Source organism: bacterium (assembly GCA_023382385.1).
Lineage (GTDB): Bacteria > Electryoneota > RPQS01 > RPQS01 > RPQS01 > JABWCQ01.
This window is the reverse complement of sequence record JAHDVH010000002.1, coordinates 187,869-200,889: the sequence shown is the minus strand read 5'-3', so window position 1 is coordinate 200,889 and position 13,021 is coordinate 187,869. Positions and strand designations below refer to the sequence as shown.

The 13,021-nt window shown below is 57.0% G+C and carries 8 protein-coding genes; 4 read left to right on the top strand and 4 right to left on the bottom strand.

Annotated features, from left to right (window positions below):
* The first annotated feature begins 386 nt into the window (after window positions 1-386).
* Genes KJZ99_05085 through KJZ99_05070 form a run of 4 tightly spaced genes read left to right on the top strand, consistent with a single transcriptional unit; the run spans window position 387 to window position 8,250 of the window.
* On the top strand, window positions 387-5,807 hold the full coding sequence (locus KJZ99_05085; protein MCL4305266.1) for a T9SS type A sorting domain-containing protein: 5,421 nt from the start codon (window positions 387-389) through the stop codon (window positions 5,805-5,807).
* The gene (locus KJZ99_05080) at window positions 5,804-6,862 is read left to right on the top strand and encodes a hypothetical protein (GenBank protein MCL4305265.1); all 1,059 of its coding nucleotides are present in this window, start codon (window positions 5,804-5,806) and stop codon (window positions 6,860-6,862) included. The genes KJZ99_05085 and KJZ99_05080 overlap by 4 nt, the downstream gene beginning before the upstream one ends.
* Before the next feature lie 7 nt (window positions 6,863-6,869).
* Window positions 6,870-7,697: a hypothetical protein gene (locus tag KJZ99_05075; GenBank protein MCL4305264.1), complete on the top strand. Its 828-nt coding sequence runs from the start codon at window positions 6,870-6,872 to the stop codon at window positions 7,695-7,697.
* Between the two features lie 16 nt (window positions 7,698-7,713).
* Window positions 7,714-8,250, top strand: a complete 537-nt coding sequence (locus KJZ99_05070; protein MCL4305263.1) for an SLBB domain-containing protein — start codon at window positions 7,714-7,716, stop codon at window positions 8,248-8,250.
* A gap of 89 nt (window positions 8,251-8,339) precedes the next feature.
* Here the strand turns inward: KJZ99_05070 and KJZ99_05065 are convergent, their stop codons facing one another.
* From KJZ99_05065 to lysS, 4 genes are all read right to left on the bottom strand, one after another.
* A complete protein-coding gene (locus tag KJZ99_05065; GenBank protein ID MCL4305262.1) occupies window positions 8,340-8,819 on the bottom strand; it encodes an Rrf2 family transcriptional regulator in 480 nt (159 codons plus the stop codon).
* Entirely contained in the window at window positions 8,820-10,292 is a 1,473-nt protein-coding gene (locus KJZ99_05060) for a hypothetical protein (protein ID MCL4305261.1), read from the bottom strand.
* Window positions 10,282-11,433, bottom strand: coding sequence for an ABC transporter permease (locus KJZ99_05055; GenBank protein MCL4305260.1), 1,152 nt, complete (start codon window positions 11,431-11,433; stop codon window positions 10,282-10,284). Before KJZ99_05055 ends, KJZ99_05060 begins: the two co-directional genes overlap by 11 nt.
* 68 nt (window positions 11,434-11,501) lie before the next feature.
* Window positions 11,502-13,010 (bottom strand): lysine--tRNA ligase, encoded by a 1,509-nt coding sequence (gene lysS, locus KJZ99_05050; protein ID MCL4305259.1) that lies wholly within the window; start codon window positions 13,008-13,010, stop codon window positions 11,502-11,504.
* Window positions 13,011-13,021 lie beyond the last annotated feature (11 nt).

Genomic DNA, 13,021 nt, shown 5'->3' with positions numbered 1-13,021 from the left:
AAAAATCAGGTTTGCGGAACTTGAATTATAGCGAATTTTATGCAGGACTTCAAGGCAACCGCCCCGATTTGCCGCCGATTCGCACCCCCGCTCTGGGTCAAATGAGGTGCGGCATTTGCACTGCATCCCCTGACTGCCCGTTCGGGTCCCATTATCCCATAAACACTACGGTTAAGGGACCAAATCTGCTTGACATGTTGGAAAAAGATACCTATACTCGTGAGTCTATCGATATTGAGAGTCCCACAGCGAAAATTCGCTAACCTTTTCTCCGTTCGATGTAACCTCGCGATTGGTCAGGCCGTGTTCCGCAACGGGAGTGGTCTGTTTGAGGCATGCATGGAGCGGAGGGGTGGTTAGCGAATTTCTCGTTTATTGCACTTGCTATGGCATCTGTGAAGTCTAAGAAAATACAAATCATACTCTTAACCTGTTTGGCCGTGCTGGTCTGGCAGGGCTTCACCTATGCCCAAAAGAATGCAGGGTTTACAGGCAAATCTTTGGCGCAGAAGGTCAAGCCCGGGCTGAATGTGCTGGAAATCCGACCTGACCGGATTCTGCTGGAGTGGAACGCTCCGCCCGTTGAACTCGTACGGGACGAGGAAAGCGGTGCCGTGACCGAAGTGCAAATGGGAACACTCGACCCTGTGCACGAACCGGGCGTGCTGTTGCTGCCGAGGGCGGCCGAGCTTTTCGAGGCATTGCCAGGTCAGGTGACGGTCACGCTGGTGGAAGCGGAGTATGAACCGCTGAATCTCGGTGAATGCTTGCCGATGCCTGAGGACTTCATTGTGGATGAACGCCCCAGCTCGTCGAGTCCCGACACCTTCTGGGCGAAGGTTGATCCGCTGGCGGGCTTGTCTATGCGGGAACGGATGCGCCGGACCGAAAAAGTCTCCGGCACGCGTCCTGAACGTGTGGCAGAAGTCACAGAGGCCGGGATTTACCGCGGTCATCGGCTCATGTCACTACACGTCAATCCCGTGCAAATCAATACATTAACGGGAGTTGGCAGGGTTCTCACGAGAGCAAGGCTGCAAGTCTCATTGCCTATTTCGTCAAATAACGAAATGCGATTGCCGGACAGCTACAATGAGAACCACACTCTGCGGAAAATGCTGGGGAAGTTCGCAGATACTGCCCTGCCCACTCGTCGGCCGGACGTCCGCGAAGAGCGCGAACGCTTCGCTTTGGATGACGACTTCCCGATTTTCAACGTCAATCGTTGGCGCATCTACGTCCGCGAAACCAGTATCATCCGGCTGACCGGGGAGTATCTGCGGACGATGGGTGTGCCGATTGACCAGATTACCCCGTGGGACCTGCATATCTGGAATAAGGGACGCGAGATTCCTATCGTTGTCGAAGGTCAGGAAGACGGACGTTTCGATGAGTTTGACCACATCGACTTCTTCGGCGAACGCAATGAGCGTACGTACGTAGAAAGTATTCCATCGCTCTGGCAGGACCCGTTCTCCAGCGAAAATTGCTATCAGCTCTTTTGGGGCGACGGGCGGCCCGGGCTGCGCATGGGCGAAGTCAACGGCACGTGGCAGTCCGTCTGGAATCTCCAGCCGGTGCGCAGCGTGCGTGTGAAGCTGCACTTCGAACGCGATCGCTATTTTGACCGACTGAGCCAGCTCTCGAGCGTGCTCGGAGCGGACCTCTATCGCAAAGGCCCGCATAATCTGTTGCAGGACCACTGGTTCTGGGGCGAGCGCATTGACGCACTCTCGTCACGCGATTTCGAAGCCTATCTGCCATTTCCCAATCCCAACGCTCCCTTCAGTTTTGAACCGGTGGTTGTGCGCGCCTGTCTGACCGGATTCAGCTCGACTCCGGGGTATAACCATTACGTCCGTGTCTCCTTGAACGGCCTGTCGGACAACGGCTTAACCGCCGGACGGCAGCACGCGAGCGACCCCGCACCGCAATGGGGAGGCCAAGCTCCGATTATCTTTGAAACCGACCGGACAGCGGGGACAAACAACATCCTGACCTCAAACCTTGTGAACGGCAACAACGTGATTACCGTTCACGTCCCGGGAAATCAAATTGCCGGTACCGCCGACAAGATTCTGGTCAACTGGTTCGAGGTTGAGTATGAGCGTGACATGCGCTCGCGCAACGGCGAATTTCGCTTCGACTTCAATCGCAACGTCGGAGACACGGCCGCGTACGATATTCGCGGCTTCCCGTCACAGAATATTCAAGTCTGGAAGCTCGGACACAGTCGCCTGACCAATCTGGAAACGCGCCGCGTCACTCCCGCGGATGAGTCCGCAAGCTGGGCAGTGAGATTCCCGCTTGTGTCCGACGGGCCGCGTGATGTGCTGGTGTTCGGCGAAAATTACATCGCGCAGCCATTTCTGGTGGTGCCGGACTCCGTGCAAGTGGACTTGCGTAATCATCCCGGCGCGGAATATGTGATGGTCGTCTACGACCCGTTCTATGCCGATACGTCTGTGCGGCTGCTGGACAGTCTGCGGCGTATCAACTTCAACAACTCTGTGTTAACGATTCCGCTGTCTGAAGTCTATGAACAGTTCTCCGGCGGACTGATAACGCCCTACGCTTTGCGCGACTTTATGATGTACGCCTACGACCACTGGAGTGTGCGGCCCACGCATCTCTGTCTGGTCGGCGACGCCGTGCTGGAACAGCGAGAGAACAACATTCCGGGAAATCAGATTCCCACCTTTGCTATTCCGACCTATGCCTTCGGAGTCTCCTCCGCCGACTATATCATGGGCTGCATCTCGGGACCGCACTGGGACATCATACCGGACATCGCCGTCGGGCGAATCTCCTGCCGGACGCCGCAGGAACTGGGCACTTACGTCCGAAAGGTGTTCATCTACGAGACCGACCCGGACTTTGAGAACCGCACCCCGAGCAACGTGCTGATGGTTGCGGACTACTACGACTCCGGTCCTCCTCCGCTCGATTTCGTCGCCGCGTTTTCCGAACCTGCGGTGAAGGCCATGGTGGAAAACACCACGGTGAATGTGACCCGCGTGTATCTCGACAGCATTCCCGCCGGACAGGGGCCGATTGCGCTGCGGGACGCCTTGCGCGACGGTTGTGTGGCAGCAAATTACAACGGACACGGCGGCGGTGGTGTGTGGTCGGGAAGTTCGCTGATTAACGTCGGCGGTGTGCGCCTGTTGAACAACCGCGAGTCGTTCCCCTTTATCACGAACTTCACCTGCTATGTCGGCGCGTTCGATGACCGCAGCCAGGCTTCGGTACTCGGCGAAGCCTTCCTGTTTGCGCGCAATAACAACAACGACATTGTCGGCGCGATTGGATTCTACAGTTCTTCAGGAGTCGGATGGGCTATCGCCGGGCAATCCATGCAGCGCAGGCTTTACGACTTCTTCCTCCAGCAGCCGGGCTACACGATGGGCGAAGCCGCCGCGCTGAACAAAGCGCGCTGGTGGAGCGCGAGCAGTACTCCGCTCGGCTGGAGTTCGAATTACTCGATGATGATGATGATGAATCTGCTCGGTGACCCGGGTGTAAAACTGCAGATTCCTCAGGAAGAGTTCGAGCCGCGCATTTTTGCTGAATCCAACATCGTCAGATCGCGGGACAGCCTGGGAAATCCGGACTCCCTGCGTGTTATCATGACCCTGCCGTGGCAGCAGAATTCGTCCACCGTGACTTACGCCTATGTGCTGCCCTACAACGGCGACCGGCGCCGGCCGTCGAACTTCGGCTCACCAGTGCTGGTGACCACGTTTAGTCCGGCCTTCAATCAGAATCAGATAGACCCGCAGTTCTACACGACTCAAATCTGTACATCGGATGCCGTACCGCTGAATCGTTTTGTCACTCCGCGTGGCAATGTGGTGGTCTATGTGACTAATCCTGCGCTCAGGCGCAACGCCATCGGCAGATTCCCAATTTATCTTGCCGATAGTCTCTCCACCGTGCAGTTTCTCGATATCGAAGCCGTTCCGGATTCGGTCGCGTTCAGCGGTGAACCGTTCCGTGTCCAGTCGCTTATCCTGCATCTGGACGCAATTCAGAGCGTGAGATTCCGTGGACTCTACACTCCGGCGCAGGGGCCAGTCAGACTGGACACGATGAGTATGGTGGAGACCGCGCCGAGCGTATACACAACTGTGAGAGACATCGGCCCGTATGACTTTGAAGGCGCGACCTATCGTGTGAAGTTCTTTGTGACGCCTGTCGGCGGCACGGAGTTCGAATCAGATTATTTCAGTCTGCCGCTGGAACGCTCTCCCGATTTTAATCTCTCGTTCGTGATTTCGGCGTCGCCCGCACAGCGCGGAGGCCGCCGGCCTTACTATTATCAGCCGTTTTCCGTACAGCGCACGGGCAGCACCGCGCAGTTGGACAATGTCACGATTCGTTTGACCGCGACGCGTGATTCAACCTACACGTCCGGCGGGAACACCATCACCGTGCGCGTCGACTCGTTTACGGTGAATCATCTGCTGCCCAACCTGTCGTTCGGTGAATATGAGCGCGAAGCGTGGATTCCCACGGAATTCCGTCCCGGACTCTGGAACGTCAACATCACCATCGATCCGGACAATCTGATTCGCGAAACCCGCGAAGGCAACAACTCGCGCACGTTCGAAATCAACATGCCGAGCTACTATCCGGCCACGCGGCAGCTGGGAACCTTCCTGACCAGACCGTTAAACGTCGGGCCGCACAAATACTGGTCCGTGACCGGCAATGATACGCTCGAAGTGCGCGTTTTCCCGGGAATTCTGCCGCGGGACAGCGCAGCCATAGGTTATTCGCAGCCCGTGCTGCTAACACAAGCTCAGCAGGCGGAACTCTCGAGTAAGGGTCTGCGCAGGCCGTTCACGCAAAGCACCCACGGCGTCTTTTCGGCGTTGTTCGACGATTCGCTCGGTTCGCTGTCCGACAGTTTCCGCGCGATGGTGACCATATCGCTTGATGGCCGCGACACGCTGCGCAGTCAGGTTCCGTCGGCAAACTATGCGATATATGCGCGAGACCCGAAGCTCAAACAGTGGGTGCGCGCGCGCAATACGACGGTCACGCGAATTCCAACCGACTCGACGCGCATACTGAATCCGGGAAATCCTTCGCTTGACACATTGGTGACGTGGCACCTGCGCGTGTCAGGGGAAGTTGCCACGCTTGGAGAGTTGGCTCTGTTTCGCGTCTTTGACGCACAGGGACCGACCATCGAAGTCAGTATCGGCGGCCTGCGCTACACGCAGGGAGCCATTGTTCCCAGCCGTCCACAGATCTTTACGACCTTCCGTGATCCGGCTGGCGTGATGCGAAACGACACGGCATTTCATTTGATTCTCGACGGTGATACAATTTCACCAAGTTTGATCACATGGAACGACGAGTCGTGGACCGCGAACACGCTGAGTGCGATGATCGAACCCGACCTTGAACCCGGAACGCATGTGCTGCGGGTGATCGCCACAGACAATCACGGCAATACGTCGACCTACGACGCGCAGTTTGACGTGCGGCGGGACTTCGGTTTTGAATGGGCGATTAACTATCCCAACCCGTTTGCGCAAAACACAACCATTGCTTATGTGTTGACGGGAGTCACGGATCAATTCACGGAAGCCAAGATCTACACCGTGTCCGGACGACATATCCGCACATTGCGCGAAATTGAACGCGCGACGGTCAACTACCGGACGCTGCAATGGGACGGCCGCGACGACAAGGGCGAGGAAGTGGCAAACGGTGTCTACTTCGCGAAGATCATCGCCAAGCAAGGCAAGGAAGAGATCGAGACCATCGTCAAGCTGGCAAAGGTGCGCAAATGAAACGATTCTTTGTCAGCATCACACTATTGCTGCTTCTATCGCTTCCTGCAATTGCCGCGAAATACGCCGGAGAGTTTCTCGAACTGGGTGTAGGCGCGCGCGGAATTGCCATGGGCGGAGCGATGGCCTCGCATACCTACGACGGGTCGAGCTTTTATTGGAACCCCGCGGGAATGGGCTTTGTTTCCGGCATTCAGGCTACCGGAATGTACGCGGATTTGTGGGATGGATTGGCGAACTTCTCGTCCACAGGCATCACGCTGCCCGTGACGGGTTCGGTCTTTGCCGTGAATTATGTGCGGTTGGGCGTGCCGGATATTGAACAGCATCCCAATTACGATCAAGTTGTGGCCGACATTCTCTCGCGCCCGCCGTCCTTGCGTTACGTCATTGTGAACGGCGATACGATTTACGTCAACTCGGTGCAGGAGTATCTGCTGGCAACGGGTGCCGCGCCGCGCGGACTGTTTTCGGACAGCGAATCCGCTCTTTTCTTTACGTTCGCCAAATACAATCAGTTTAATATTGACTGGGGCTGGTCGTACTTCACCATGCCCGTCGAAGTGCCGATCGGCGTCAATCTCAAGCTCATCAATCAAAAACTGGGTACGGCTTCCGGCACGGGAATCGGCGTGGACGCTGGCGCGCAGGTGCGTTTCCCGATGGATGAGATCGTTTACGAAGCGTGGAAGGCACGGCTTAGTTACGGTATCGTTGTCAAGGACGCGACGCGGACAGAAGTGGATTGGGGTGAAGGAGTGAAGGATGCTGTGCCGCGAAATATCTACAGCTCAATTTCGCTCGAACAGAAAATGCCGGGCCGCAACAGCCGCCTGACGCTGGCTTATGAAACGGAAAAGCGCTACGAGCGCCGCCGTCACACGGGAATCGAGTATGCGTTCGAAAATGTGCTGTTTCTGCGCGGTGGACTGTGGCACGACGAATGGTCCGCCGGTGCGGGAATCGCTCTGTGGCGCGTGACCGCCGATTACGCCTACTATGCGCGCGACCTGGGCACCACGCACCGAGTCAGCTTATCCATCAAGCTGAAGTGAGTTGCCTATGAAAGTCCTGACATTGTCAATTCTCGTATGTGTTTTTGCCGTGTTCGTTGGCTGCGGCGATGACACAGAGAGCACTGATAACATTCCACCGCAGAACCCGGTGCTGGTGCCGCGTTCGGATGACGCCAGCTATCCGCAGTCAGGCATCCGCGCAGAGCCGACTCCGAGTGAAAGCAATTACTGGGTGAGGCTCGAATGGTACCGCAATACGGAGCCGGATGTGGTCGGTTATCGGGTCCGGCGCTGGCATGAACACACAGGTTCGAACGATGCCATCACCGTTGCGGACGTTGCAGTGGGCGTGGAGATTCCGGACACGGAAATTCTGTCGTGGGTTGATCGCGGGTTTGATCAGTTCGGCAATCCGTCGAACGCGCTTGCGCCAAATGATCAGGGAACGATGCGCGGATATTGGTGGCAGGTGCTGGCCTACGACACAGCCGGCAATCGAAGTGGCTGGAGCGACTCCGTTTATTACCGGTTAATGTGGAACCCGTACAATCTGACGGTTTCACGATTCGCGGCGGATGACTACCGGCTAAGCTGGAGTTATCCCATCGGAGGTGTGAGCACGTTCCTGTCCTATTACAAGCTGCGTGTCTATTCGCAGTGGTATGGTCGGGATTCGCTCGTCTGGGACCATCAGGTGATTCTCTACGGCCAGCAGAACTCCGTCGGGCTTGGCTCGGGCGGTGCTACGGGTCCAATGGTGAATGACTGCACGTATGTTTGGCAACTGAACGCCGTGAGCCTCGCCGCTTCCGACACGCACGATGTCGCGCTGGCTGGTTCATCTGTCTATACGACTTTTGTCTATCAGGAGTGAGGAAACTGGAGGCCCAATGAGGCTGGTTAACAATTTCTACGTGCGCGCTGTTATTTCCGCGCTGCTGCTCGTCTGTGTGACTGCCCCTCTGCTCGCGCAGTCGAGTGTTGAGGTTGGGGCCGTTCCCTACAAGATCCCGCAGGTGCGGCGCGTGGGTGAAGGCAGCAAGTACTATCTGAACGAGTCGAACGAATTGCTGATCCGTGTCAATATCTGGGGACGGGTCGGACGGCCCGGGCAGTATTACGTGCCCGCTAAGACCGATTTGATTTCGCTGATGTCGCTGGCCGGCGGACCAAGCCCGCGCTCGCGACTCTCGGACGTCAAGGTTGTGCGCAGCGAGGATACCGGATCCCAAGAAGTTATCACAGTTAACGTGCGCAAGTATACCAAGACCGGTGAAAAGCGGTTGATACCTGACCTCAAACCCGAAGACACGATCGTCGTTCACGGCTCCGGCTGGCAGCTTGTCGCCGATATCGCCTCGGTGGCCGGACAGCTCGCTATCGTTGCCAATGTATACTACCTCTTCTTCATTGCCGACGGCAGATAGGCGACTGCCACACAGCTAAAAGAAGCGGGCCGTGCGTATGCGCGGCCTGCTTAGTATCCATCTCAACCCCAACGAACTTCTGTGAAGCTCTACGCTTCGCCGGGTCGCGGTTTGATGCGTCGCCTGCCGCGTTTGGGTTCTTCCAGAATCGGAGCCAGTCTGCGCGTATCGAGCGCCAATAGGTCCGCGATCGTCGTGGTATTCAGAAAGTCCTCGACCTGCTGTTTGCGCGGTCCCCAGAGTTTGTGCACGGGGCAAGGTGTCGTATCTTCACACTTGCCATAACCGAGCAGACACTCGTTCGCCAGCGACACGCCGTCAAACAGCACGGAAATATCCCGCAATCTGATTTGATCGAGCGGCTTCGCCAGCTTGAAGCCGCCGCCCGGTCCGCGCGACGACTGAAGGATGCCCGCCTCGGAGAGCGAACGCAGCAGCTTCGAGAGAAAGGATGAGGGCAGTTGCTCCGCCTGGGCGATCGATGGCGCGAGCAACGGCTGATCGGAATTGTGTCTGGCAAGGCAGAGCACCGCACGAATGGCGTAGGTAGTGGGACGTGAAAGTAACATCTAACCCCAGCGATAAAGTTTGAATCGTGGATTCAGTTGCGTGGCCGTCCGCTGTTTGCCGGAACGGTCAAGATACTGTATAATTTTGTCCTGTGGGTCCTGAAGATTCTGCACAACATCGTGCCGCAAATAATAGATATATTGCTTCGTCGCAGCAAGCTCCGAGAGCTTCCGGGCGGTTTCAGCTTCATCGTTCCGTATGTCAAGCTGGGTCCAGTGCTGCTGGATACCCGGCGCGTAGTAGTTCAACAATCTGTAGTGACCAGGCAGAAGCACCAGCGCGGTTGAATCGCCGACCGATGTTGAGAGAATCTCCGCCGCCGTGCGCCAATTCTCCTTGCGTCCGTAGTTTGCGGGCTGCCAGTAATGCACCAGCGCGATCACCACGATCAATCCGCCCAGCGCAGTCAACACCTGCCGCGCACGAAGGTTGCGCAGGTCGTCGTAGGCCAACGCGATGAACAACAGCGCGAACGGTGTCGAGAAGATCAAATACTTCGGCTGCAGGAAATACTGTCCTGTGATTGCACTGGCCAGCGTGGCCAGCAGAACGGGGAAGGTAAACAGCTCGTGTCCCAGCCATAGCCCGTCTTTACCTTCGCTGCGCGTGTGCAGCCACACAAACTTCCACAACACGATGCCCCCTGCGACGATGGCAATCATCGCTAAAGGCAGGTTCATCACCAATTCCCTGATGCCGACCGCCCGTCCCGCTCCCTGTTCACCCAGAAAGAAATAATTGAAGCCGACAGTGAACGCCGCGATAAGTTTCGGCAGCGAACTTGCGAAATCCATGATATACTCACCGCCTCTGCGCTCCTGAAACCGCAGCAGATTCGGCAGATTAGGCAAGTAAAGGAGCACCGTTACCGCCAAAGCGCCCCAGCCTTTCCAGAGCGGCACTCGCCCGTACGCGCGCAGAAACGTGATTGCCGTGCCCGCCAGAAAGAGCCAGTAAAGCAGGTGAGTGTAGACTCCGGCTAATGCGATCAGGACAAACGCCGCCCAGCGCAGCCAAGTAAAGCGCTCGAGCAGGAGCAGCAGCACGTAGGCTTGGGTCAGCGCGATCGCCGCGACCATCGAATACATTCGCAATTCCTGCGAGAACTCAATCAGCATCGGCGACGCGGCAACCAGCACAGCCAGAATCACACCCAATCGGTCGTCGCGCAGCTTACGTCCCACGAGGAACGCCAACGGCACCTGCAGAATCCCAAAGAACAGAGGAAGCAGCCGCAGGCCAAGTTCTCCCTCAAATCCGATTTGCCGCCACACATACAGCAATGCAAAGAACAGCGGTCGAAAGCGGTCCTCGGTATCCGTAATCAACCTGCTGCTGTCGCGCAGGATCGAGAAACCCTCGTCGCCGTAGAAACTATAGTCGAGATAGGGAACTCTTACACACAATGCCGCCGCGGCGACCACGAAGATCACATACCCGGGAACGGCCTGCCGTTCAAGCTCAGCCTTCACGAATTGCCTCCACGGGCGAGAGCTGCGAAGCCTTGCGCGCCGGATAGAGCGAACCCAGATAGGCGAGAGTGATGGCAATCACGATGACAATCACAAAGTCGAGCGGCTGCATCTGCACGGGAAGCGCGTCGAGAAAATAGATGTCGGAAGGCAGGGACACCCATTTATATCGCAGCTGTCCGAAACACACGAGGAATCCGAGCAGAGTCCCGAGCACCGCGCCGCTGACTCCGACGATCAGTCCCTGCAACGAAAACACGGCGGCGATGTCGCGGTCGCGCGCGCCCATCGCTTTCAGTATGCCGATGTCCCTGCGCTTTTCCATGGAAACCATGATCAGCGTGGACAGAATATTGAACGCCGCCACGATGATGATAATGGACAGGATAATCGTCCACATCCACTTCTCGATCTTCATCCATGAATAGAGGGTGGAGCGCAACTCCTGCCACGTGCGGACGAAATACTCCGCGTTGAACTTGTCTTCAATCTCTTCGCGCACACGATCCGCCGCGAAGATGTCCTTGATCTTGATTTCGAGACCGTCGACTCTGTCTCCGCGAAGAAAGACCTTCTGCGCCGTCTCGAGATCCACATAGGCCAGCACGTCGTCGAATTCGAACAGCCCCGTCTGAAAGATGCCGGAGAGCACGAACTGCTTGACCTGCGGGGTTGAGAGCGGGCCGGTGACCCCGGCGGGCGAGAAAACGGCCACCGTATCGCCCGGCGCTACGCCCAGACGTTCGGCAAGGAAACGACCCAACACGATGCCGGGCAATCCGTCACGCTTAAGAATCAATTCACCGCGGCGCATGTGCTTCGGCAAATCGGACACTTCGCTCAACGAAGCTTCATCCACACCGCGAAACGCCGCCGCCTCAGAGCGTTTCCCCGCGCGCACCATCCCCTTTTCAAATACGTATGGCGCAACTCCTGTGACGTCAGGCGATTCGCGCACGATGTCGCGCGCCACGTCCCACGCGGGCAATCCTTCTGGATTGAACGTCTCCAGCCGCAAATGCGCATCCGCGCCGAGAATCCGCGCCCGCACTTCCGTTTCAAAACCGTTCATCACCGAAAGCACAATGATCAACGCGGCGGTGCCGATGGTCACTCCACCCACCGACAGGTAGGTTATCAAGGAGATAAACCCGCCGTGCGTGCGAGCTCTCAGGTAGCGTGTGGCGATGAAAAGAGGAGTGGACAGCTTTAGCTTCTCAAGTGCGGAAACAAAATCACTTCGCGGATCGAATCCTGATCGGTCAAGAGCATCGTCAGACGATCAATGCCGATACCCATGCCGCCGGTGGGGGGCATGCCGTATTCGAGCGCCGCGAGAAAGTCCTCGTCAATCGGCTGAGTCTCTTCGTCGCCGGCTTCCTTGAGCTTGCGCTGAGCTTCGAAGCGCTCGCGCTGATCTATCGGGTCGTTCAACTCAGAGAAGGCGTTGCCCAACTCAAAACCCAGTGCGAAAGGTTGAAAACGCTCGACCAGACGAGGGTCGCTGCGATGCTTCTTGGCCAGCGGCGACAGCGAGAGCGGATAGTCATAGATGAATGTCGGTTCGAGCAGCTTGGGCCGCACGAGCGTCTTCATCATCTCGTCCAGAATTTTGCCCTCGCCCATTTCGCGCGTGATTTCGACGTCGTGTGCTTTGGCAATCTCGCCCAATTCCGCAAGCGGAATCCCGAGCAGATCCTTGCCCGTCGCTTCCTTCAGCAAGTCGAAAAATCTCACCCGCCGAAACGGCTTGCCGAAGTCCACAGTCTTGCCCTGATAGGTGACTTCGGTGGTGCCGAGCGCGCGCCGCGCGACGTGGCGAAAGAGCTCCTCGGAGAGATTCATGATCATCTCGAAATCCGCGAACGCCTCGTAAAACTCGAGCATCGTGAATTCCGGATTGTGGAATCGATCCATGCCCTCATTGCGGAAGTCCTTGCAGATTTCATAGACTTTCTCGAAACCGCCGACGAGTAGCCGCTTCAGGTATAGCTCATCGGCGATGCGCAGATAGAACGTACGGTCGAGGGCGTTGTAGTGGGTGATGAAGGGCCGCGCCAACGCGCCGCCATAGAGTGGCTGCAGCGCGGGAGTCTCGACTTCCAGATAGCCGCGCGCATCGAGGAATTCGCGCACGGCACTGATGATTCTTGCGCGAGTGCGGAAAATTTCGCGATTCTCGGGATTCACCGCAAGGTCTATGTAGCGCTGGCGATAGCGCGATTCCTTGTCGGTGAACGCGTCGAACACATCGTCGCCCTGCTGCTTGACGACCGGCAGCGGACGCACACTCTTTGAAAGCATCACCACTTCGATTGCGCGCAACGACTTTTCGCCCGTCTTGGTGACGAAAGCCGTGCCGCGCACGCCGATCCAATCGGAAATGTCAAAGAGCTTGAACAGGGCGAAGGCTTCGTCGCCGATGCGGTCGCGCTGCACGTAGACCTGTATCATCCCGAATTCGTCGCGCACATGACAGAAAGCAGCCTTGCCCATGATGCGCACGGACACGATCCGGCCGGCGATGGCGAATTCGGGTCCTGCGTGCTCTTCATTTTCCTGAATACTCTCGAACTTCTCGATGAGTTCCGGAATGTGAACAGTCTTGGCGAACGAATACGGGTAGGGGTTGACTCCGTGACTGCGGAGCGTATCCAGCTTTTCGCGGCGCAGTCTCAGGAGATCAGAGAGTTCTTGTGTTTCGTTATGTTCAGACATTTGTGCGGGAT